The 24510-nt window shown below is 32.0% G+C and carries 23 protein-coding genes; 13 read left to right on the top strand and 10 right to left on the bottom strand.

Annotation, left to right across the window (positions count from 1 at the left end; translation table 11 throughout):
* The 3 genes from VP395_RS10610 (at position 1) to VP395_RS10600 (ending at position 4441) form a co-directional block, all read left to right on the top strand.
* On the top strand, positions 1-975 hold the full coding sequence (locus tag VP395_RS10610) for a CPBP family intramembrane glutamic endopeptidase (protein ID WP_346241986.1): 975 nt from the start codon (positions 1-3) through the stop codon (positions 973-975).
* Positions 959-2038, top strand: a complete 1080-nt coding sequence (locus VP395_RS10605) for an AMP-binding protein (RefSeq protein ID WP_346241985.1) — start codon at positions 959-961, stop codon at positions 2036-2038. Before VP395_RS10610 ends, VP395_RS10605 begins: the two co-directional genes overlap by 17 nt.
* An 87-nt stretch (positions 2039-2125) precedes the next feature.
* On the top strand, positions 2126-4441 hold the full coding sequence (locus tag VP395_RS10600; RefSeq protein WP_346241984.1) for a YfbK domain-containing protein: 2316 nt from the start codon (positions 2126-2128) through the stop codon (positions 4439-4441).
* A 34-nt stretch (positions 4442-4475) separates the two neighbouring features.
* On the opposite strand, the gene VP395_RS10595 is transcribed toward VP395_RS10600, so the two are convergent.
* Positions 4476-4898, bottom strand: a complete 423-nt coding sequence (locus tag VP395_RS10595) for a DoxX family protein (protein WP_346241983.1) — start codon at positions 4896-4898, stop codon at positions 4476-4478.
* 57 nt (positions 4899-4955) lie between these two features.
* Entirely contained in the window at positions 4956-6584 is a 1629-nt protein-coding gene (locus VP395_RS10590) for an acyl-CoA carboxylase subunit beta (protein WP_346241982.1), read from the bottom strand.
* Between the two features lie 148 nt (positions 6585-6732).
* Here VP395_RS10590 and VP395_RS10585 point away from each other — a divergent pair, with 148 nt between their 5' ends.
* From VP395_RS10585 to VP395_RS10565, 5 genes are all read left to right on the top strand, one after another.
* Positions 6733-7323: an FMN-dependent NADH-azoreductase gene (locus VP395_RS10585; RefSeq protein WP_346241981.1), complete on the top strand. Its 591-nt coding sequence runs from the start codon at positions 6733-6735 to the stop codon at positions 7321-7323.
* 14 nt (positions 7324-7337) lie between these two features.
* Complete coding sequence (locus VP395_RS10580) at positions 7338-7868, top strand: NADPH-dependent FMN reductase (protein WP_346241980.1); 531 nt, start codon at positions 7338-7340, stop codon at positions 7866-7868.
* Position 7869: 1 nt separating this feature from the next.
* Positions 7870-8154: a GNAT family N-acetyltransferase gene (locus VP395_RS10575; protein ID WP_346241979.1), complete on the top strand. Its 285-nt coding sequence runs from the start codon at positions 7870-7872 to the stop codon at positions 8152-8154.
* An 11-nt stretch (positions 8155-8165) separates the two neighbouring features.
* Positions 8166-8603, top strand: a complete 438-nt coding sequence (locus VP395_RS10570) for a MarR family winged helix-turn-helix transcriptional regulator (protein WP_346241978.1) — start codon at positions 8166-8168, stop codon at positions 8601-8603.
* Positions 8604-8723: 120 nt separating this feature from the next.
* A complete protein-coding gene (locus VP395_RS10565) occupies positions 8724-9446 on the top strand; it encodes a pirin family protein (RefSeq protein ID WP_346241977.1) in 723 nt (240 codons plus the stop codon).
* 84 nt (positions 9447-9530) lie between these two features.
* Here the strand turns inward: VP395_RS10565 and VP395_RS10560 are convergent, their stop codons facing one another.
* The 4 genes from VP395_RS10560 to prfB form a co-directional block, all read right to left on the bottom strand.
* On the bottom strand, positions 9531-11987 hold the full coding sequence (locus tag VP395_RS10560) for a TonB-dependent receptor (RefSeq protein WP_346241976.1): 2457 nt from the start codon (positions 11985-11987) through the stop codon (positions 9531-9533).
* A gap of 97 nt (positions 11988-12084) precedes the next feature.
* Complete coding sequence (gene arsC / locus VP395_RS10555; protein WP_346241975.1) at positions 12085-12426, bottom strand: arsenate reductase (glutaredoxin); 342 nt, start codon at positions 12424-12426, stop codon at positions 12085-12087.
* Positions 12426-13043: an HAD family hydrolase gene (locus tag VP395_RS10550; protein ID WP_346241974.1), complete on the bottom strand. Its 618-nt coding sequence runs from the start codon at positions 13041-13043 to the stop codon at positions 12426-12428. The genes arsC and VP395_RS10550 overlap by 1 nt, the downstream gene beginning before the upstream one ends.
* A protein-coding gene (prfB, locus tag VP395_RS10545) for a peptide chain release factor 2 (protein ID WP_346242071.1) occupies positions 13040-14150 on the bottom strand; the annotation gives its coding sequence in 2 pieces (ribosomal slippage) (positions 13040-14086 and positions 14088-14150; 1110 coding nt in all). The genes VP395_RS10550 and prfB overlap by 4 nt, the downstream gene beginning before the upstream one ends.
* A gap of 176 nt (positions 14151-14326) precedes the next feature.
* Between prfB and VP395_RS10540 the strand changes: the two genes are divergently transcribed.
* Positions 14327-15457: an ATP-grasp domain-containing protein gene (locus VP395_RS10540; RefSeq protein ID WP_346241973.1), complete on the top strand. Its 1131-nt coding sequence runs from the start codon at positions 14327-14329 to the stop codon at positions 15455-15457.
* Here the strand turns inward: VP395_RS10540 and VP395_RS10535 are convergent.
* Positions 15428-16078 carry a hypothetical protein gene (locus VP395_RS10535; RefSeq protein ID WP_346241972.1) on the bottom strand — a complete coding sequence of 217 codons (651 nt, stop codon included), beginning with the start codon at positions 16076-16078 and terminating at the stop codon, positions 15428-15430. The two genes, VP395_RS10540 and VP395_RS10535, sit on opposite strands and share 30 nt — an antisense overlap.
* 76 nt (positions 16079-16154) lie before the next feature.
* Between VP395_RS10535 and VP395_RS10530 the strand changes: the two genes are divergently transcribed.
* Positions 16155-17177, top strand: coding sequence for a threonine aldolase family protein (locus tag VP395_RS10530; protein ID WP_346241971.1), 1023 nt, complete (start codon positions 16155-16157; stop codon positions 17175-17177).
* A gap of 22 nt (positions 17178-17199) precedes the next feature.
* On the opposite strand, the gene VP395_RS10525 is transcribed toward VP395_RS10530, so the two are convergent.
* The gene (locus tag VP395_RS10525) at positions 17200-17523 is read right to left on the bottom strand and encodes a YbaB/EbfC family nucleoid-associated protein (RefSeq protein WP_346241970.1); all 324 of its coding nucleotides are present in this window, start codon (positions 17521-17523) and stop codon (positions 17200-17202) included.
* 75 nt (positions 17524-17598) lie between these two features.
* Here VP395_RS10525 and VP395_RS10520 point away from each other — a divergent pair, with 75 nt between their 5' ends.
* From VP395_RS10520 to capB, 3 genes are all read left to right on the top strand, one after another.
* On the top strand, positions 17599-19662 hold the full coding sequence (locus VP395_RS10520; RefSeq protein WP_346241969.1) for a S9 family peptidase: 2064 nt from the start codon (positions 17599-17601) through the stop codon (positions 19660-19662).
* 81 nt (positions 19663-19743) lie between these two features.
* Positions 19744-20784 carry a cysteate synthase gene (gene capA / locus VP395_RS10515; RefSeq protein WP_346241968.1) on the top strand — a complete coding sequence of 347 codons (1041 nt, stop codon included), beginning with the start codon at positions 19744-19746 and terminating at the stop codon, positions 20782-20784.
* 255 nt (positions 20785-21039) lie between these two features.
* A complete protein-coding gene (gene capB, locus VP395_RS10510; RefSeq protein WP_346241967.1) occupies positions 21040-22299 on the top strand; it encodes a cysteate-C-fatty acyltransferase in 1260 nt (419 codons plus the stop codon).
* A 56-nt stretch (positions 22300-22355) separates the two neighbouring features.
* On the opposite strand, the gene VP395_RS10505 is transcribed toward capB, so the two are convergent.
* Together VP395_RS10505 and VP395_RS10500 are read right to left on the bottom strand one after the other, a co-directional pair.
* On the bottom strand, positions 22356-23474 hold the full coding sequence (locus tag VP395_RS10505) for a GTP cyclohydrolase (RefSeq protein WP_346241966.1): 1119 nt from the start codon (positions 23472-23474) through the stop codon (positions 22356-22358).
* Between the two features lie 20 nt (positions 23475-23494).
* Positions 23495-24493, bottom strand: coding sequence for a transporter (locus tag VP395_RS10500; protein ID WP_346241965.1), 999 nt, complete (start codon positions 24491-24493; stop codon positions 23495-23497).
* Positions 24494-24510 lie beyond the last annotated feature (17 nt).

Raw genomic sequence — 24510 nt, 5'->3', positions numbered from 1 at the left:
ATGTATATAGCTCAAGCATTTAATATATTACACGATTGGTGGCGGTATTTAGTAGGACTTGTAATTATTGTTATTGCTGTAATAATAGGACAAATTCCTTTTACGGCAGCAGTAATGCTTAGAGCTGTAAAAAATGGCGATAATTTATTTGGTATGGATGAAACCAAAATGATGACGCTTTTGGAACCAAATCTGAATCTGTTTTTAATGTTATTATCATTTGCTGTCGGTTTATTAGGGTTGCTATTGGTAGTTAAATATTTGCATAATCAATCGTTAACCAGTTTAACCACATCAAGAAAAAAGATAGACTGGAAACGCTTTTGGCTCATATTTTTTGTTTGGGGCATTATTTCAAGTGGCTTGGTGATACTAGATTATTTGATGTCTCCAGGAGATTATGAGATAAACTTCAAATTAGTGCCATTTTTAATTTTATGTGCAATAGCCATTATTTTTGTACCACTCCAAACAAGCTTTGAAGAGTATTTATTTAGGGGCTATTTAATGCAAGGAATTGGAGTAATAGTAAGGAATAAATGGATACCATTAATTACAACCTCTTTAGTCTTTGGTTTATTACACATAGCAAATCCAGAAGTTGATAAATTGGGATATATTATTATGGTTTATTATATAGGAACAGGTTTGTTTTTGGGTATTATAACCTTAATGGATGAAGGTATGGAATTAGCCCTTGGTTTTCATGCAGCAAACAATCTGTTTACAGCATTATTAGTTACTGCAGATTGGACAGCATTTCAAACACATTCTATTTTAAAAGACATGTCTGATCCAACCGAAATGGGTTTTACAGAAATTTTTATGCCAGTATTTATTGTATTTCCAATACTACTTTTCATTTTGTCTAAAATATACAAATGGACAGATTGGAAAGAAAAATTATTCGGAAAAGTAATAGAGTCACTCCAAGAAAATAATAATATTTTAAAGAATTATGATACCAACCTATAACAAAGTACACTTAAAGTTTAAACTAGATAATATTAGCTATAAGCACGAAGATCTTATGGATGTGGCTTATAGTTATGTAAAGGAAGGCGAGCCATACCAACAAGAACTGGGTAATTTTCTGTTATATTGGTTGGATGAGAAAGACTATGTAATTGTCAAAACTTCTGGGTCAACTGGTAAACCCAAAAATCTAAAAATCAAAAAAGAAGCTATGGTAAATTCTGCCATTGCAACAGGCGATTTTTTTAATCTTAGTCCAGGTGATAAGGTGCTACATTGTTTACCATCAAATTTTATTGCGGGTAAAATGATGATTGTTAGAGCCATTATTTTGGGTCTGGAATTAGATATGGTAGAACCATCTGCATTACCATTAATTGATTATGAAAAAGATTATGCCTTTTGTGCTTTTACGCCCATGCAACTTAAAAATTTTGCTAAATATTTAAAGAATATTAAAACAGCTATTGTTGGTGGTGGACAAGTTTCGGATGCCATTATTGAATTGATTAAAGACAAAATACCTAAAGTGTATGAAACTTATGGGATGACAGAAACCGTGTCTCATATTGCAGTAAAAAAACTTAATAATTTTGATGATTCAGATGTAAATACAAGGTCTCATTTTAAAACATTACCAGATATTAAGGTTACTACCGATGATAGGAATTGTTTGATTATTGATGCGCCACATCTTTCAGATGAAAAAATAGTTACTAACGACTTGGTTAAAATACATTCTGAAACCAGTTTTGAATGGCTGGGTAGATTTGATAATGTAATTAATTCTGGAGGCATCAAATTATATCCTGAACAAATTGAGAACAAGCTTAGAAGCTTGATAAGTAAACAATTTTTTGTCACCGCACTTCCAGATGATACATTAGGAGAAAAAGTGGTATTGGTTATTGAAGATGATAAAAACAATTTAGAAAACAGTGTTTTTGATGGCTTAGACAAATACGAAAGGCCAAAAGCCATATTTGCTGTTTCAAAATTCATTGAAACAAAATCGGGGAAAATTCAACGAAAAAAAACATTAGAGTTAATAAAGAATAGTTAACTCACCCAAAAGTACACTTCCCTAATTGGTGGTTTTATTTTGTAGTTATTGGGTTTAGTTTTATGCTAAACTTTAAAATCGACTACAATGAAAGCACTATTTAAGATTATTTTTGTATTGACAGTTTCAATGCAATTACAAGCACAAGAACGCCTAATTACGGGTAAAGTAACTGATGCCAATGATAATTCGCCCATTCCTGGAGTAACTATTTTAATAAAAGGGACTTCTACTGGAGTAGCCACAAATTTTGATGGGTTATACCAGATAAAAGCTAGAGACACAGATGTTTTGGTGTTTTCGTTTATTGGTTATAAAACCGAAGAAAAACAGGTTGGAAAACTAAATACTATTTCGGTAGCATTACAAGTTGATGTTTCACGTTTAGAAGAAGTTGTGGTTGTTGGCTATGGCACTCAAAGAAGGACTTATATAACCGGTGCTGCAACGCAAGTGTCTGCTTCGCAAATAAATCGCAATAAAAAGAAAGCGTATCATAACAAATTAGCAAATCAAATTCATTATAACACTGTCACTCCTGCTTTGCAAGGTAAATTGGCAGGTATTCAAGTGAATAATTCTTCCGTAAATTCGCATATTGTAATTCGAGGCACGTCAAATATTTCCAGTAATAATCAGCCTTTAGTTGTTGTTGATGGTAAAATAATGCCATACAATGTGTTAGAATCTGTAAATCCAAAGCAACTAAACGACATAACAATTCTAAAAAATAGTAACGCTACTGCGATTTATGGAAGTAGAGGAAGCAATGGCGTCATTATTATTTCAACAAAAAATAATACGGAAGTTTTAAAAGAACCTTTATATATTGTTGATGGTGTTCCTATTAAAAAGGAACATAACAATATTATTGAAAGTTTACAAAAATCGGATATCGAAACTAAAACAAATTATAATAAGGCTGAAGCTAAAGATAAGTTTGGTAAAATAGCAAGCGATGGTTGTGTAGTCATTACAACGCATCAAGGAAATTTCAGAATCAATAATCAAGAAAGCTATGCGGTTATTGAAGAGAATAATTTTGAAAGAACGTCACTTTCACCACTTTCTACATTTTCAATTGATGTTGATAAAGCATCGTATAGTAACATCCGAAGAATGATTAATAATGGAATGGCTATTGAACCAGATGCGGTTAAAATTGAAGAAATGATTAATTATTTCGATTACAATTACCCACAACCAACAGGAGAACATCCTTTTTCTATTAATACCGAAGTAGCTAAAACTCCTTGGAATGGGAATACTAAAATTGTTAAAATTGGTCTACAAGGAAAAACATATGCAAATGAAGAATTACCAGCATCAAACCTCACATTTTTAATTGATGTATCTGGATCCATGAATTCTCAAAACAAATTACCCCTGTTAAAATCGGCGGTTAAACTGTTGGTAAATCAGTTAAGAGAACAAGATAAAGTATCTATAGTGGTGTATGCCGGTGCCGCAGGTGTTGTTTTAGAACCAACCTCTGGAAAGCATAAAGAAAAAATAATCAATGCTTTGGATAATTTGAATTCTGGAGGTTCAACTGCAGGTGGAGCTGGTATCAAATTAGCATACAAACTAGCTGAGAATAATTTTAAGAAGAATGGAAATAACAGAGTGATTTTGGCAACCGATGGCGATTTTAATGTCGGAGCTTTTAGTGATAAAGCAATGGAAACATTGATTGAAGAAAAACGGAAATCTGGTGTGTTTTTATCGGTGTTAGGCTTTGGTTATGGAAATTACAAAGATTCAAAACTAGAAATTTTAGCCGATAAAGGGAACGGAAACCATGCCTATATTGATAATATGCAAGAAGCACAAAAAGTTTTTGGTAAAGAATTTGGAGGCACACTATTTACCATCGCAAAAGATGTGAAAATTCAAATTGAATTCAATCCCAATAAAGTACAAGCTTATAGATTGATTGGTTATGAAAACAGAATGCTTGAAGACGAAGATTTTATTGATGACACCAAAGATGCTGGTGAATTGGGAAGCGGTCATACCGTAACTGCGTTATATGAAGTAATTCCTTTTGGTATAGAAAGTAATTATTTAAAAGATGTGGCAGATTTAAAATACACACAAACAGAGGTAGCTAAAGATTATTCGGATGAATTGTTTACCGTGAAATTTAGATACAAAAAACCGGATGGCGATAAAAGTATTGAAATGGTACACATTCAAAAAGATGAAGTTTCAGAAGCTTCAAAAGATTTGGAGTTTGCATCGGCAGTAGCTTTGTTTGGTATGCAATTGAGACATTCAAAATATCATAACAACTCGAAAGCAGAAGATATTATTGCATTAGCTAAATCAGGTAGAGGTAATGATAAAGATGGGTACAAAGCAGAATTTATGCGATTAGTGTCATCTTATCAAAACTTATAACTGAAAAGGAGCGACTTTTAAATCGCTCCTTTTTTTATTGTTGCATTTTAAAATAATAATCTAATGAATTTTTACCAGAGCCATACAACAGGAAAAAGCTACATATTAATAATGTTGCTATCGCTAATATTAAATTACCGGTATTCATTTCTCCAACAAAGTTTATTATAATTGCTCCAATTAAAATTGGTAATTGCGCTATTATTGCCCATCGTGTTAGTAAACCAAAGGCAATTAAAATACCACCAATAAAATGAGCTGGAGCTACATAATGTACAGCAATCATGCCACCAACCATATTTTCCATTGGTTTAAATAGTTGGATAAGCATCATACTATCAGACATAAAACTAATACCTTTAATAAAAAGAAATACACCTAAGGCAATACGGAGCAAATCAAGTGGTAAATAGGTATGTCCATTTGCCCACTTGTTGAGTGTTTTAATTGTTTCCATGATTGAAATTATTGATTTTCAATACAAAAGATACAAAATTCCAATGATAATTTAAAATTAAACTTGCAAAACACCTAAATTGAAAGGTTTTTCAATAGGAGCGTGGTTTGCGGCTTCAATTCCCATACTAATCCATTGTCGGGTATCTAACGGATCTATAATGGCATCTGTCCAAATGCGCGAAGCGGCATAATATGGAGATACTTGATTATCATATCGGTCCTTAATTTTATTATAAAGTTCTTCTTCTTTTTCTTTAGTTATTTTTTCACCTTTCTTTTCTAAAGAAGCTTTTTCAATTTGAAGCAATACTTTAGCAGCAGAGTTACCACTCATTACGGCAAGTTCAGCACTTGGCCATGAAACAATCAATCGCGGGTCGTATGCTTTACCACACATGGCATAATTACCAGCACCATAACTGTTTCCCATAATGATTGTGAATTTTGGCACCACCGAATTACTAACAGCATTCACCATTTTCGCACCATCTTTTATTATGCCACCATGTTCACTTTTACTACCTACCATAAAACCGGTCACATCTTGTAAAAATACCAAAGGAATTTTTTTCTGGTTGCAGTTTGCTATAAAACGGGTGGCTTTATCGGCGCTATCATTGTAAATAACACCACCAAATTGCATTTCTCCTTGTTTGGTTTTAACTAGTTTACGTTGGTTTGCAACAATACCAACTGCCCAACCATCAATTCTGGCATAACAGGTAATAATGGTCTTTCCATAGCCTGCTTTATATTCATCAAACTCTGAATTATCAACCAATCGTTTGATAATCTCATACATATCATATTGGTCAGCTCTCGATTTTGGTAAAATACCATAAATATCTTCAGGATTATCTTTTGGTTTCGAAGCATCTATTCGGTTATAGCCTGCTTTGTCATAATCGCCAATTTTACCAATAATATTTTTAATAGTATCTAAAGCATCTTTATCATCTTTAGCTTTATAATCGGTTACGCCACTAATTTCGCAATGTGTAGTAGCACCTCCAAGTGTTTCATTATCAATAGTTTCTCCAATAGCAGCCTTCACTAAATAGCTTCCTGCTAAAAAAATGCTTCCAGTTTTATCTACAATCAATGCTTCATCACTCATAATCGGGAGGTAAGCGCCTCCGGCAACACAACTGCCCATAACTGCCGCAATTTGGGTAATGCCCATACTGCTCATAATAGCGTTATTTCTAAAAATACGCCCAAAATGTTCTTTGTCGGGAAAAATTTCATCTTGCAATGGTAAATATACACCAGCACTATCTACTAAATAAACAATAGGTAACTTGTTTTCGATAGCAATTTCTTGTGCTCTTAAATTCTTTTTTGCGGTAATTGGAAACCATGCGCCAGCTTTAACAGTAGCATCATTGGCAACTACAATGCATTGTTTTCCTTTTATATAACCAATTTTTACAACAACACCTGCCGATGGGCAACCGCCATGCAATTCGTACATACCCTCACCTGCAAAAGCGGCAATTTCTATGGATTTTGTACCGGTATCCAGTAAATAATTAACACGTTCATGTGCTGTCATTTTTCCTTTAGCTTGGTGTTTTTCAATGCTCTTTTTTCCACCTCCTAAATGCACTTTGGCAAGACGGTTATTAAGTTCTGAGACTAATAGTTTATTGTAATCTTCGTTTTTATTGAAGTTTAAATCCATTGGTATTTAATTTGAAGCTAAAATACAAAAGTTTCAATTTGTAGGTGGTCTTTGTTAATGTTTTATTAAATAAAATTACATGGAAATAGTTTCCTTGGAATATAATGTATTTTACCTTACATTTGTAAAATAATAAAAACGAAATAAAATGAAAATTTTAAATATTAATTCTAGTAGCAATATAATAAGTTCAATTTCTGAATCTTATTCTAATAAGGTAATTGAACAGTTTAAAAACTCTTATCCAAATGCGGTTGTTACCAAAAGGTACACTACGTATTCAGGTTTACCATTTATAAATCAGGAAATGTTAAATTCATTATTAGTAAAAGGAGAAAGAACAATAGAACAAGAAAATCATTTATCATTATCAAATGGTTTAGTTAAAGAAATTAAGGAAGCTGATATTTTAGTTATTTCTGTGCCAATATACAATTTTGGAATTCCTGCTTCATTAAAAGCTTATTTTGATCTGATTGCCAGAGCAGGCTTAACTTTTAAATATACAGAAGAAGGGCCAGAAGGATTGTTAAAAAACAAGAAAGCCTTTGTAGTAGTGAGTAGTGGAGGTACAGAGATAGATAGTGATATTGATTTTGCTGGAAAATATATTAAGCAATTCTTAAAATTTATAGGTATAACCGATGTAGATATTATTAAATTAGACCAATTAATGTTTAAGAATGACGAAAAATTGAAAGAGGCTAATGCTCAAATTGAAACAATTCAGTATAACTAGTTTTAAATTTACTTATGAAAAATATAATAGCCTTTGCAGGTAGTAATAGCAAAAAATCAATAAATAAAAAACTAATAACTTATGCTTCAAGTCTAGTTGGTAATGCAGAAGAGAATATTTTAGACTTAAATGATTTTGAATTACCTCTTTTTGGTGTGGATTTAGAAAAAGAACAAGGTATTCCAGAAAATGCCCATATTTTTTTAAATTTAATAAAAGCTTCCGATGGTATCTTATTATCATTAGCTGAACATAATGGAGCATATTCAACAGCCTTTAAAAATATTTTTGATTGGATGTCCAGAATTGATGGTAAGCTTTGGAGTAATAAGCCCATGCTATTAATGGCAACTTCGCCAGGAGCTAGAGGAGGTTCCAGTGTATTGGGTATTGCTAAAAATAGATTTCCTTTTAATGGAGGTCATATAGTTTCGGAGTTTTCATTGCCAAATTTCAATGATAATTTTAAAGATGGAAAGTTGGTTAACGATGAACTGAATTCAGAATTATTAAAAGCAGTAAAAATATTCCAAAACAATTTGTAATATGGAAATTAAGCAAAAAGACAATGAGAAAAAAGGTGCTTTTTATATTGAAATAAACGGTGCAAGAGTAGCCGAAATGACTTATTCACATGCAGCACCGAACAAAATAATTATAGACCATACCGAAGTGAGTGACACACTTAAAGGACAAGGTGTAGGCTATAAGTTAATAGATGCAGCAGTTGAATATTTACGAACAAATAACTTTAAAGTAATTCCTCTATGTCCGTATGCAAGTGCTGTTTTTAAGAAAAAGCACGAACAATATGCCGATGTTTTAGCTTAAACTAAATGATTATGGGAGACATTAGTAAAGAAATTAACTCAAAGTTTGTAAATAACAGAATTAAAGCCCTGTTGAATATTTTATATACAGCAAATTGGATTTCTGGTTTCCAGAACGATTTTTTTAAGAAGTATGGCATTTCGCCACAGCAATACAATATTTTAAGAATATTAAAAGGTGCAGGAGAACCCGTAAATGTTCAAATTATTAAAGATAGAATGATAGAGCGTTCGCCCAATGCCACCAGACTGATGGATAAGTTGTGTGCAAAAAACTATATTGAGCGTTTAGCTTGCGACCACGATAGACGCGTAGTAAAAATAGCTATTACAAAAAACGGAAATGCACTATTAGATGCCATTCCAGATAATTTCAATAGTCATTTAATCAAGAATTTAACCGAAAAAGAAGCAGAACAATTAAGTAACCTGCTAGATAAAATGAGATAATATTCCTTCGAATCTCGATAGCTATCGGGAAGGAATCTAAAAAGTAATAATAATTAGTAAAAATATTTCTGACGTAGCCTATCTTGAGCGACGATAAAAGACAGAAATGATAATAATAAGATGAAAACAATAGTCCATAAAGCCGATAGTAGAGGATTTGCAAACCATGGTTGGTTACAGGCAAATCATTCGTTTAGTTTTGCAAGTTATCACAACCCCGAAAAAGTACACTTTGGTGCTTTAAGGGTTTTTAATGATGATATTATAGCACCAAAAATGGGATTTGGAACACACCCGCACGATAATATGGAAATCATCACCATTCCGTTAAAAGGTGTTTTAAAACATAAAGATAATATGGGTGATGAATGGATCCCAGTACTACCAAATGAGGTACAAATTATGAGTGCCGGAAAAGGTGTCCAACATTCTGAAATTAATGGGTCTGTAGACGAACATTTAAGTTTGTTTCAAATTTGGATATTTCCAAATAAGCAAAATGTTGAGCCACGATACGACCAGAAAAAGTTTGCTGCTACAGAGCGAAAAAATAAGCTTCAAACTTTAGTAACATCTATTGATGAAAAGCATGAAGGCAGTTTAAAAATCCATCAAGATGCTATAATTTCTAGAATCGATTTAGATAATAAAACTGATTTTGAATATAAACTTAAAAGCGGAAACCATGGTGTTTATGTAATGACAATTAGTGGTAAAGTGTTGATTAATAACACAGTTTTAGAAACACGTGATGCAGTTGGTGTTTCAGAAACTGAATCATTTGATATTAAAACTGTGGAAGATTCTAGTTTGTTGTTTATTGAAGTACCAATGAATTTTTAATTTTTTGAAAAGGTGTGTTAAATTGAGAAAGTTAAAAAAGACGCAACCCTAATAAGTTGCATCTTTTCAATTAATTTGAATTTATTATCCTTCAAAATCCATATTATCCATACCACCTCCATTTTGGTTACTACGTTCTCTGTTTTGTTTCTTTTGCTGATTAAATCTATATGTAAAAGAAAGATTAAAACTACGTTGTCTCCATTGAAATTCACTATTACTTAAGAATGTTTGGGTTGTAGATTCTGTAATTCGTTTTCTACTATTAAATACATCACTAATATTAAAAGCTAATGACGCATTGTCTCCAAAAAAGTCTTTGCTAAGAGCTAAGTCGGTTGAAAACATTCCTTTTGTTTTGTTTTGAGCGTCTTGATTTGGTCCGCCATAAAATAAGCGAGTTTGCCAATCAATCTTTCCTGGTAAAGTATATTTATTGTTTATTCTAGCAAACCAGCTTAAATTCTCAGCACCAAAATCGGTACCATTATAATCACCTTTTGTTACTGAATTAAATAGATTAAAATTTCCATTTAAATTCCATTTTTGTGTTGGTCTGTAAGTTAATGTAAATTCAAATCCAGTACGGTCGTTAGTCGCTAAGTTTACAGGAGATCTTCTTATTACAGGAACTTCGGTGCCCCCAACAGTAGCTGTTGTACCAGTATCTTCAGTTATAAAAGTAAATATATCGGTAGCATGTTCAAAATAAATAGAAGAGTTTAAGGTTACTTTGCCAAATCTGTTTAAATATCCAATATCTACTTTGTTTGAATAGCTTGGGTTAATATCTGGGTTTCCTTGAAATAAGTTTGTGGCACTACTACGTGATGGAAAAGGGTTGATAAAACGTGAACGCGGTCTACTTATTCTTCGGTTGTATCCAAATGTTAAACTTTCTTTTTCACTTATTTCATAACCTAAATTTACTGTAGGGAAGAAGCCTAAATAATTTTTTCTTTCAAAATCACCACTTGTTATTTGGTTTATGGTAATTCTAGAATCTTCCATACGAAGCCCTAGTAAATACGAGAATTTGTTTTTTATTTTACTTCCAAATTGTGTGTAAATGGCGTTTATGTATTCTCTGTAAACTAAATTGTTACTTACATTGGTATCTAAAACATAGGTGCCATTATCATTAAATTCCAAACTGTAATCTGTATCTAATTCATTAAAATTACCACGGTATCCTAATTCGAATTGGCTTACTTCGTTAATAGGCAACACGTAATCGGTTTGTAGCAGTATGTTTTTTTGCTCTTCCAATGTTTGTACTCTTTCGGCAGCATCACCATCTTGAGAAATTATTGAAAATTCATCTTCATTACTGTTTTCAAATTGAAAATCGAAAGTTAGTTTATGTTCAGAATTACCGTCAAATTGTTTATCGAAATTTAAGGAATATTGAATGGTTTTATCGTCTTCAGTTTCTGGATCAAAACGATAAGATTGGTTTACTAAATTACCATTAATATCTAACTCATTAATAGCGTTTGTTGTTTCGCTTTTGTTATCACTATTACGATATACAACAGACGTAGTTAAGGATGCTGTATCGTTAATATACCATTCAACTCCCGTATTTGTTGATATGCCTTTACGGGTTCTGTTGGTATCTCTGTATTCGTTTAAAAACGTACTAGGGTCACTACCGTTAAAATATTCGCTTTCGGTTTTAGATTTTCCTGGAGATTCTCTATAATCATAACCTGTTGTATTGAAAAAGTTAAAGTTACCAGTTCTGTAATTAATGTTTCCAGAAACACCTGTGGTTGTAGGCGCCCCCCCATTTACAGTTACAGCACCATTAAAACCTTGAAGTTTACTTCTTCTAAGTATGATGTTTAAAATACCTCCGGTACCTTCAGCATCGTATCTGGCTGAAGGAGATGTTATTACTTCTACACGTTCTATGGCATCGGCAGGAAGTTGACGAAGTGCATCGGTAGAATTTAATCCAACTAAACCAGATGGTTTACCATTAATTAAAATTCTAACATTATCATTACCTCTTAAAGCTACATTGCCCTCAACATCAACAGAAACCGAAGGCACGTTATCCAATACATCGCTTACGGTGCCACCTCTTACGGTTAAATCTTTACCTACGTTATATATTTTTTTATCGAGTTTAATTTCAACCGTAGTGCGTTCTGCAATAATTTCGACCTCTCCTAACGATGCATAATCAATTTCTAAAGAGATGGTGCCTAAATTTACATCAGATTCTATTTTTTTGTTAGAAATAGTTATTTTCTTATAAGATATATATTCTATAGTAATATTGTAAAGGTCTTTAGAAACTTGAATGCTAAATTCACCATTAGCATCTGTGATGCATCCATCAACTATTTTATTTTCTTTTTTGCTAAAAAAAGCTACGGTAGCATATTCTAAAGGGCTGTTGGTGTCTTTATCTATAATTTTACCTGTTATGGTTATGTCTTTATCTGAAACAGTATTTATGTTTTCTGGTAAGGTATGTGCGTATAGTATAAAAGAAAATAAGGTAAAAAGAGAAATGAAAATTTTGGTCATGATTAATTTTTCCAGTTAGACTCGCAAAAATAACCATGGTTTAACGACGTTTTGTTAAATAAAAGTTAATTAACCAAGCTTGGGTTAGACCAGTATTTTAGATGATTTCAGAGATTTTTTCAGTAGGTCTTCCAATAACTGCTTTGTATCCATTTATAACTATTGGGCGTTCAATTAGTTTGGGGTTTTTAACCATAGCATCAATTATTTGGTCATCGGTTAAAGGGTGGTTTTTAAACTCAGTTTTCCAAATGGCTTCATTTTTTCTAATTAACTCAATTGGTTTGATGTCTAAAAGTTTAATTATATCTTTTAATTCTTTAGCAGTTAAGGTGTCCTCAAGATATTTTATAATTTTGAATGGTTTTCCAGAATTTTCAAGAAGTTCTAATCCGCAACGCGATTTACTACATCTATTATTGTGAAGTATTTTTATCATTATAATTGAATATTATATTTTTTTAATTGTTGAAGAAGGTCTTTTGAGGTTTTAAAATGAATACCATTTATTCCTAAAGCATTTGCAGCCTCAATATTTCTTAAATTATCATCAATAAACACAGAGTTTTCAGGAGTTATATTAAATCTGTTTAAGGTTATATCATAAATTTCCTTGAAAGGTTTTCTGGTTTTTTCATTACCCGAAACTACAATACCTTCAAACCATTGTAAAAACTCAAACCGTTTTTGTGCAATAGGAAAGGTTTCGTTGCTCCAATTGGTTAAAGCTATGACTTTGTAATTTTTAGATTTAATAAGTGTTTCAAGAATTTTAACAGTACCTTCAATGGCACCTCCTAACATTTTTTCCCAATCACCATAAAATAGTTTGATATACTCTTCGTGTTCAGGAAATTTTTTGATTAAATCTTCAGTAGCTTTAGTTAAAGGGTACCCTGCATCTTGATTTTCGTTCCAATCGCTTGTGCAAATGTTTTTAAAAAACCATTCCATTTTTCCTCTATCGCCATTAAAGGCATCCAAAAAAACGTATTCAGGATTCCAATCTATTAAAACACCACCAAGATCAAAAATTACGGTATCTATTTTGTTCATAAAGTATTGTTGTCTTCAACTTTTTGTCCCATCATCATTAAATAGGCCTTTAAAAATGAATTAATATTTCCGTCCATTACACCATCAACATTACTGGTTTCATGTCCGGTTCTAACATCTTTTACCAATTTATAAGGTTGCATTACGTAGTTACGAATTTGGCTTCCCCATTCAATTTTCATTTTACCAGCTTCAATATCTTCACGTTGTGCCATTTGCTTTTGCAGTTCAATTTCGTATAACTGCGATTTTAACATTTGTAAGGCTCTGGAGCGGTTATCATGTTGTGAACGTGTTTCTGAACATTGTATTTGAATCCCTGTTGGTTTGTGGGTTAATTGAACTTTAGTCTCAACTTTATTCACATTTTGTCCACCCGCGCCACTAGAACGTGCGGTGGTAATTTCAATATCGGCAGGATTAATTTCAATTTCAATGGTATCATCTACCAATGGGTATACATAAACCGAAGCAAAACTGGTATGGCGTTTCGCATTGCTATCAAAGGGAGAAATACGTACCAAACGATGTACACCATTTTCACCTTTTAACCAACCAAAAGCAAAATCGCCTTCAATTTCCAAGGTCACTGTTTTGATTCCGGCAACATCACCTTCTTGAAAATTAAGTTCTTTAACTTTAAATCCGCTTTTTTCGGCGTACATTAAGTACATGCGCATTAGCATACTTGCCCAATCGCAGCTTTCGGTACCACCGGCACCTGCAGTTATTTGAAGCACAGCGCTTAAGCTGTCTCCCTCATCAGAAAGCATGTTTTTAAATTCAATATCTTCAAGTAATGTGAATGCTTTATCGTATTGTTGTTCTACATCTTCGGCAGTAGCATCACCTTCTTTATAAAACTCATGAAGAACTTCTAAATCTTCGGTAAATGTTTTGGCTTTGTTATAGTCTTCAACCCATTTTTTGGTAACACGAAGCGATTTCATAATAGCTTCTGCAGCTTTGGCATCGTTCCAGAAATCGGGGTCGAAGGTTTTTTCTTCTTCGTTTTGTATTTCAATAAGTTTTTTATCTACGTCAAAGATAGTGCCTAAGTTTGTCTAGGCGGATGTTAAGATTTTTGATTTGATCTGAAGTAATCATGGTTTGTTTTATTTTGAGCAAAAATAGGGTTTTTTAGGCATATTTAATTTTTAAATTGTTTATTTATAAATGAACTTATTTTTTAAATTAGTATAAGGAATGATTTTAGGTAACTAAAAAAATATTAATATATCGTAAACATAGATTTTAAACAATACTTATATATCTGTTCTAAAATGAAAAAAAATAAAAAACAATTTTCTATACTAATTCCAGAAGTAGATAGTAATCTATTATTATTTGTGATTAATTGTTTATCTCAAATTAAAGAATTTAAATTGTTTGTTATAGTTAATAAACCTTTTGAAGAAATAAAATATTCTAGAAATATTTCACACTATACTTATTATCCTAAATTTAGCGATGAAACTAAATGGTTATCTAGTATAGAAAAAGAAGTCAATGAGCATAATATTGATATTGTAATGCCAATAAATGAATATGGAATACAAACTTTAATAAAGCATAAAAACAATATAAGTTATGCGAGTAAATTGGTTTTATTACCTTCAATAGAAAGTTTTATTATTTCAAATAATAAAGGTCTATTATGGAAGCATATGATCACATATAAAATACCTTGTCCAGATACATTTTTATATAATAAAAATGAGTTTCATAGTGAAAATTTATTGGAGTATCCGTTGCTAATAAAGCCTTTAGAAGGGTTTGGTGGTGGAGAAGGTATACATATATTTAAAAACAAGGAGGAACTTAATAATTATTATTCCAGCAATAAAAATAAATATCCTTATCTCATTCAAAATTATATAGATGGATATGATATTGATTGTAGTGTGTTATGTGAAAACGGAGAAGTTATTTCTTATACTATTCAAAAAGGAATATTATTTGGAGAACATGCTTTTGCACCAAAAGCTGGATTAGAATTTTTATATGAGCCCGATTTATTGGAAGTCGTTAAAGATTTAATGAAAACATTAAATTGGTCTGGAGTAGCACATATAGATTTACGGTTTGATAATAAAGATAAAAAATTTAAAGTTATTGAAATTAATCCTAGATTTTGGAGGAGTGTAGAAGCATCAGAAATTGCAGGAGTAAATTTTCCGTATTTGTATATACTTAAGAGTTTAAATGAAGAATTTGAAATTCCGAAATATAAAGAAATTAAATATTTAGATTTATTGGGATTAAAAAAAATGATTAAAAAAAACATATTTTTTTTATTTAATACCCGTTTTATTTTAAATAATACTCCTATAAAATATTATTTAAAGGATCCTATACCTTTTGCTTATATGTTTTATTACAAATTAAAGAACATGTTTAGTTTTAGATTTTAAAACTATTTGGTATGCAGTTATAGAAAAAAATAGCATCCAATTTATTATTCCGATAAATTTAAAACCATCTTCAATAAAATATTCTAATCCTTTACTTTCAAAAATTAAATCTATAGAAGCAGATAACCCTAAAAAACCTAAGCTCATTACTAAAAATAGATAAGTATTATTTAATATAATCCTGTGAAATTTGATTATGTACCATGTTGAGAGAATTAAATAAATTGCGTAAGTAAAAGGTTGAGTAATTGTGAAGTTTTTAAAAGAATAAAATATATAATCATGGAACATAAAAAAATCATCTATTAATAGTACACTAGTAAATATTCCAGAGCATATTAAAAATATACCATTATTTTTATCATTTATATTGAATAAAATTGTCCCAGAAAAAAAACAAACTGATGCGGTAAAACACCATAATAGTATCCCTACATTTGATAAAATCCCAGTAAAAGGGTGTGCTTTGAAAGTTAGAGCAGGATCTCCAGTCAAATTTTCAAATGGAATATTAAATTTTTTTCCAACATAAAAAATAATAACTAAAAGTATTGCTCCTATAATATATACACTAGTAAAATAGAAAGTTAATTTATTGATTTTTAGAGTATTATAATTCATAAAATTTATTTTTAAAAATAATTTACAAAAAAAACTTAAATAAATATAATTAATTAAATACATTAACTATTTAGAAATGAAAATTGACCTAAGAAGCGACACCGTTACAAAACCATCAAAAGCCATGTTGGACGCCATGATGCAGGCCAAGGTTGGTGATGATGTTTTTAGAGAAGATGAAACCGTTAACCAACTAGAAGCACGAATTGCAAAAATGTTCGGAAAGCCCAACGCATTGTTTTTCCCTAGCGGAACCATGGCAAACCAAACCGCACTCAAGCTCCATACCAGTCCTGGTGATCAGGTTATTTGCGATAAATATGCTCATATTTATAATTATGAATCTGGCGGGGCTTCTTTTAATAGTGGTGTTTCATGTAAATTAATAGATGGTAATAGAGGGATGTTTACTGCAGAGCAAGTCTTAGAAGCTATTAACCCAGACGCCTATTATTATAGTCCTACACGTTTGGTTGAAATTGAAAACACAGCCAATAGAGGAGGAGGTTCTTGTTGGGATTTCACTGAAATTTTAAAAATTAGAAAAGTTTGTGATGAGAAAGACTTGGGATTTCATTTAGATGGTGCAAGAATATGGAATGCATTAATTGTTAAAAATGAAACCCCAAAACAATATGGCGAAGTTTTCGATACCATTTCTGTGTGTTTTAGTAAAGGTTTAGGCTGTCCGGTTGGTTCTGTTTTGGTAGGTGATGAAGCTATTATGAAAGATGCCCTTAGAATTAGGAAAGTTTTTGGCGGTAATATGAGACAAGCTGGTTTTTTAGCTGCTGCAGGACTTTATGCTCTAGATAATAATATGGATAGACTAGCAGACGACCATAAAAAAACTAAAGAAATAGGAGATGCGTTAGCTAAATTATCCATCATTAAAACCGTTGAACCCATTGAAACCAACATCGTTATTTTTGAATTGAATAAAGATGTAAATGAAAACGGTTTTATTCAAAAACTAAAAGACAGAAACATAAATATCATTGGCATGGGCACCAATAAATTACGCATTGTAACACACTTAGATTACACTGATGCCATGCATGAAAAATTCATCGGAGTTTTAAAAAATCTAACGTTCTAATAATTCTACAAATCTAAGAAGTCTATTTAAACAAATCCATCCCCGGAATATTCGGCATACCTTCCTTTGCAACAGCAGCAAGTTCAGCTTCATTTACACTCGTTGCTTTTTCAATAGCTTTATTTAATGTAAGAATCAAATAATCTTCAAGTTGTTCTTTATCTTCAAGCAAACTTTCATCTATATCAATAGATTTAATGGTTCTATTGGCGGTAAGCGTAATTTTCAGTTTATTGTCGCTGCTTTTTTCATCAATTAAAACGGTATCTAAACGCTTTTTGGTTTCTTCTACTTTTCGTTGGGTTTCTTTAAGTTTACCCATCATGTTCATCATATCTCCAAACATAATTTTATAATTTTTAAAATAACTACAAAGCTATTTAATTTTTATATTTTTGCCACCCTAAATTAAAGAATAAAAATGTCGTTAAAAACTATACTTCAAGTACCTCAAGCAATTAAAAAACCAAAAAAACTAATCAAACACAAAGATGTAAGGGTAGATAATTATTATTGGTTAAATGATAGAGAAAACCCAGAAGTGATTGATTACTTGAGAGCTGAAAACGCATACACAAAGCAGGTAATGGAGCATACCGAAGCATTTCAGAAGGATTTATTTGAAGAAATGAAAGGCAGAATTAAGGAAGACGACACCTCAGTTCCTTATAAATTAAATGGGTATTGGTACATAACGCGTTACGAAAAAGGACAAGATTACCCCATTTATTCACGCAAGAAAGAATCGTTAGATGCACCCGAAGAAATACTTTTCGATTGTAACGAAATGGCTAAAGGTTTTGTTTTTTTCAATTTAGGAAGCATATCTATAAGTCCAGACAACAACATGGCAAGTTTTTCAACTGACACGGTTGGGAGAAGACAATATACCATCCAAATTAAAAATTTAGTTACGGGCGAAATTTATTCAGATAAAATTTTGAACACCACAAGCAGTTCTACTTGGGCTAATGACAATACAACTTTGTTTTATTGCATAAAGGATGAGGTGACTTTGCGTTCGCATAAAATTTTCAAGCATAAATTACATTCAGCGGAACCAGATTTGGAAGTTTATCATGAAACAGATGATACATTTAACACTTTTGTATATAAATCTAAGTCAAAAAAATATATCATTATTGGTTCGTCAAGCACACAAACTTCTGAATATCAGTTTGTAAATGCTGATACGCCTGGTGGTGAATTTAAAATGTTTCAAAAGCGTAAACGCAATTTAGAATACAGTATAGCACATTACGAAGATCAGTTTTATATTATTACAAATGGAGATGGTGCCACTAATTTTAAGTTGCAGAAAACTAGCGAATCCAAAACAGAAAAGAAATTTTGGAAAGATGTTATCCCGCACAGAAAAGACGTTTTATTAGAAGATATTGAAATTTTTAAAGATTATTTAGTTGTAAACGAGCGTGAAAACGGACTTAATAATTTACGAATTATGAGTTGGGATGGAAAAGAAGATTATTATTTGCCTTTTGAAAGCGAAACTTATACTACTTATATAGGAAATAATCCCGATTTTGATAGTGATGTACTGCGTTATTCATATAATTCGTTAATCTCACCAAGTTCGGTTATTGATTATAATTTCAAAACGAAGCAAAGCGAAATTAAAAAAGAACAAGAAGTATTAGGTGGTACCTTTAATAAAGAAAATTACGAATCTAAACGTATTTGGGCAACGGCACGTGATGGTGTTAAGGTTCCAATGTCACTTGTTTACAAAAAAGGTGTTAAGTTAGACGGATCAAGTCCGTTATTGCAATATGCATATGGTTCTTATGGTTCAACCATAGACCCTTCCTTTTCAAGTGTTAGGTTAAGTTTGTTAGATCGTGGTTTTATTTATGCGATTGCACATATTCGTGGAGGTGAATATTTGGGAAGGGATTGGTATGAAAACGGAAAACTACTTCATAAATTAAATACGTTTTATGATTTTATTGATTGTTCAAAATATTTAATAGAACAAAAATATACATCATCAGAGCATTTATATGCATACGGAGGTTCAGCGGGAGGTATGCTAATGGGGGCTGTTATTAATATGAACCCAGAATTATATCGCGGTATATTAGCGGCGGTTCCATTTGTAGATGTTGTTACTACCATGTTAGATGATTCTATTCCATTAACAACAGGGGAGTATGATGAATGGGGAAATCCTAACAAATTAGAGTATTACAACTATATGAAATCGTATTCGCCTTACGATAACGTTACAGTTAAAAATTATCCTAACATGTTGGTTACAACAGGATTACATGATTCGCAAGTGCAATATTGGGAACCAGCCAAATGGGTTGCCAAACTAAGAGAATTAAAAACTGATACTAACAAATTACTGCTTCAAACCGATATGGATGCTGGTCATGGTGGGGCTTCAGGGCGTTTTGAAAGCTTAAAGGAAGTAGCCTTGGAATATGCCTTTTTGTTAGATTTAGAAGGAATTCATGGTTAATAAAAAAAAAAGTTTTACTTTTGTCAGGTTTTAAGTTGCAAATATTTTTTATAAGATACTGTAGCTTCCTAAAAGGCATTTATGAAACACAGAAATCAAGTTTTTGATAATGTATTAGACTTAGTAGGCAATACACCGCTTATTAAACTTAATAAAGTAGCTTCAAAATTCAAAGGTAACTTTTACGCTAAAGTAGAATCTTTCAATCCAGGACAATCTTCAAAAGATAGAATAGCCACATATATTATAGAAGAAGCAGAGCGAAAAGGTATTTTAACTCCAGGCTCAACCATCATTGAAACAACTTCTGGTAACACAGGGTTTAGTATTGCTATGGTAAGCATCATTAAAGGATATGATTGTGTTTTGGCGGTGAGTTCAAAATCTTCTGCCGATAAAATAGATATGCTTAAAACCATGGGCGCTAAAGTATATGTATGTCCAGCACACGTAAGTGCAGACGACCCAAGGTCTTATTATGAGGTAGCAAAAAGACTGCATAGTGAAATAAAGGGTTCTGTGTATATCAATCAGTATTTCAACCAATTAAATATTGATGCACATTATGCTTCTACCGGGCCAGAAATATGGAAACAAACCGAAGGTAAAATTACACACCTCTTAGCTTGTAGTGGTACAGGAGGTACTATTTCTGGAACGGCAAAATATTTAAAGGAACAAAATCCAAATATAAAAGTTATTGGTGTTGATGCTTTTGGTTCGGTAATAAAAAAATACCATGAAACAAGAGAGTTCGACGATAAAGAAATTTACCCTTATAGAATTGAAGGTTTAGGAAAAAACTTAATTCCTACTGCTACCGATTTTGATGTCATTGATGAATTTGTAAAAGTTACCGATGAAGAAAGTGCTCACACAGCAAGGGAATTAGCAAGAACTGAAGGGCTTTTTGTAGGTTATACATCGGGGGCTGCAACACAGGCTCTTAAACAACTTGGAGAACAAGGAGAGTTTAAGAAAGATGATTATGTTGTAGTGATTTTTCCAGACCATGGCTCGCGTTATATGAGTAAAGTTTATAGCGATAAATGGATGCAAGAACAAGGTTTCTTTGACAGTGTAAATGAAGTCGCAGTACAAAATATAGAATACATAAAATAGTATAAATAACACATAATTAGGAGGTAGCATTTGTTTTTTTAGCAAGAAGTTATCTCTTTTTTTATTTTACAAATAATTGAACACTAAAAATTATGTACAAAGAATATAAATATTTAATTTTGCACGAACTAACTAAGAACTAAAAGGCTTATAATTAATTTGTTCAAACACTTTGTTAAGTGTTTCTAATTTTTAATAGCCACTTCAAGTTGATGGTTAAGTCTTAATTTTTAATAGCAATAAGATTTATAATAAATGAAAGATTTATTCGAAAAGATTTATAAAGACAAAGGTCCGTTAGGAAAATGGGCGTCTCAAGCTGAAGGATATTTTGTGTTTCCAAAATTAGAAGGACAGATATCAAACAGAATGAAGTTTCAAGGAAAAGACGTTATTACTTGGAGTATAAATGATTATTTAGGTTTAGCAAATCATCCTGAAGTGCGTAAGGTTGATGGAGAAGCTGGTTTAGCTTATGGTTCTGCGTATCCTATGGGAGCTCGTATGATGTCTGGTCACACAGATCTTCATGAAACGCTTCAAAATGAGTTAGCTGAGTTTGTTGGAAAAGAAGCAGCTTATTTATTAAATTTCGGATACCAAGGAATGGTGTCTACTATTGATGCATTAGTGTCTAAAGACGATATCATTGTTTATGATGTAGATGCGCACGCTTGTATTATTGATGGTGTACGTTTACATATGGGAAAACGTTTTACTTACAAACATAACGATATTGTAAGTTTAGAGAAGAATCTTGACAGAGCCACTAAAATGGCAGAACAAACCGGAGGAGGGATTTTAGTTATCTCTGAAGGTGTTTTTGGGATGAGAGGTGAACAAGGAAAGCTTAAGGAAATTGCAGCTCTTAAAAAGAAATATACTTTTAGGTTTTTAGTTGATGATGCACACGGTTTTGGTACATTAGGTGCTACTGGTGCAGGTGCAGGTGAAGAGCAAGGGGTTCAAGATGATATCGATGTGTATTTTGCTACGTTTGCAAAATCTATGGCAGGAACTGGAGCCTTTATTGCTGGTGATAAAGAAATCATGGATTATTTAAAATATAATCTACGTTCTCAAATGTTTGCCAAATCGTTACAAATGCAATTGGTAGTTGGTGCAAGAAAGCGTTTAGAAATGCTTAAAACCATGCCTGAGTTAAAAAATAAACTTTGGGAAAACACGAATGCTTTACAATCTGGACTTAAAGAAAGAGGTTTTGATATTGGAACAACGCAAAGTTGTGTAACGCCAGTATATTTAAAAGGAAGTATTCCAGAAGCAATGGCTTTAGTCAAAGATTTGCGTGAAAACTTCGGAATATTCTGTTCTATAGTAGTTTACCCCGTTATACCTAAAGGATTAATTCTATTAAGATTAATACCAACTGCAACACATACGTTAGAAGATATTCAAATAACTTTAGATGCTTTTGACGCTATTAGAACACGTTTAGAAAATGGAACTTACCAACGTTTATCTGCAGCTGTTATGGCCGCTATGGGCGAGTAAGTTTGTGTATTATATACTATGAAAAAAGAGCTTCAAATATTTGAAGCTCTTTTTTGTTATAAATCTTTTCTGAAAGTTTTTCGCCGTTTATAAACAACAGGGTCAAAATGTTTCCATATTTGGTGTATGGCATAATTGTCTTCTAATTCAGGCGTTCTGATACAGGTTTGAATGCCTTTTTCAGTAAAAGTGTTATAATACTCATTAAAAATAACCGCATGCACCCCTTTGTTTTGGTAATCTGGGTGAATGCCTATTAAATAGAAAATAACGTCTTTACTGTGTTTTTTTGCGTGTAAAATATGCCTAAATCCAAATGGAAATAGTTTTCCTTTAATTTTTTGTAATGCTTTAGCAAATGAAGGCATAACAATGGCAAAACCAACAAGCTCATCATCTTTATCAACTATAAATTTAATATACTCAGGATTTACGAAGCTTATAAATTTCTTTTTAAAATATTCCTTTTGAATATCTGTAATAGCTACAAAAGAGGATAATGAAGCATAGCTTTCGTTGAACAAATCAAACATTTTATCGGCATAAGGCATAACCTCTTCTGTTTTAGTAAACTTTAAAGCTTTAAGTTGGTAACGTTTTTTTATAAGTTCTTGAGCTTTAAAAAAGAATTCAGGTTTTACGTTCTTAAAAGGGAATATACTTTCAGAATATGATTTTTCAATAATATACCCCGCATACTCATAATGTCTTATATAATATGGGTAGTTGTACCAAGTTACCATAGGTGCAATAGAATCAAATCCTTCAGTCATAACACCAACCTTATCCAAGTTTGAAAATCCAACAGGACCTTCAGTAAATTCTAAGCCATGAGATTTCCCAATGGCTTCAACTTGATTAAAAAGTGCTTGCGAAACTTCTAAATCATCAATAAAATCAAACCAGCCAAACCGCATTTTTTTTACACCTTGTTTTTCAACTTCCAATAAATTTATAATAGCAGCGACCCGACCTACAATGTCACCATTTTTATAAGCTAAAAACAACCTTGCTTCGGCATCGTTAAATACGGGGTTTTCTTTTTTGTTGAAGGTTTTTATTTCTTCTCTAATAATAGGAGGTACCCAGTATTTTGAGTCTTTATAGAGTTTGAAGGGGAATTTAACAAAAGCTTTTAAGTCGCTTTTTGTTGTAACTTCTTTAATTGAAATCATTTATGAATATAGTAAATCTATTAATTAAAACTTTGATTTTTTCTTTTATGCTTTTTATTGTATTCTTCTATAACGTCGGTCGTTTTCTTCGATTTGTTATTTCTTCTTTCACCTTCATCTTTAACTGATGTGCCGTTATTTATTTCTTTGTCTTTATGAAAATCCAAACGGTAAGACATGCCCAAGTTAACACCCAAAACAGATGGCGTATCTTTGGTGTTGAAAGTTACCGCAGTATCCAATTGAAAATTTTTGCTCCACAGATAGCCACCACCAAATCTAAATAAGTTATCTGCATAAAAATCACTCTGTATACCTTGGGTTTCTCCAAACACAACCCATTTAGGGCTAAATGAATGGGTTAATGTTAATATATATTGAAAATCAGATTGGTCTGTGCCAATTCTATCTTTAATAAAATTCATAACAAATACCCAACCTCCAGATAAATTATGTTGAGTAGCAATCATAACTTTAGGACTAAATCCTTCGATACCTTGAGCTGTGTATGGGTTGTTTTTGGTATCATAATTAGCACCAGCATAAATTGATACAGCGGGAACTAAGGACTTCCACTTAAAGCGATGATTTGCTTTCCAACTGTATAAATTTGGTTTTTCGTTTTCAGAGTTTTTATAAGGGTCGTACACCAAATATTTTGCTCCAACAGTTAAAAATTTAAAATTGGCACGATCATCTACAGCAGAAATATTAGAAGTATAGGTTTTAGTGTCACTTTGGAAAGAGCCTTCTATGTTAAGTTCTAATTCTTCCCATATTAAGCCATAACGTGCTGCGAAATCAACCCCGAAGCCATCAACTTCATAACTGGTAGCAGGAGTTCTTTCTTCTTTGATCATATAGGGTCCCAATTCAAATTGAGCAACATTGGTGCCAACAGAAAAGGCGCTTCTAGATACACCTGGACGGTTGGAATTTATAACATCGGTGTATTGTGAAAAAGCTTGTGTGCTTATTAAACTTATTAGAAAAAACAGGGTAGATTTGATAGGGTTCATAATGGTGTTTTTAGTTA

The organism is Mariniflexile soesokkakense (assembly GCF_039650365.1).
GTDB classification, from domain to species: Bacteria; Bacteroidota; Bacteroidia; order Flavobacteriales; family Flavobacteriaceae; genus Mariniflexile; species Mariniflexile soesokkakense.
The sequence above is the reverse complement of the archived record's forward strand: the minus strand, read 5'-3'. Positions and strand labels throughout refer to the sequence as shown.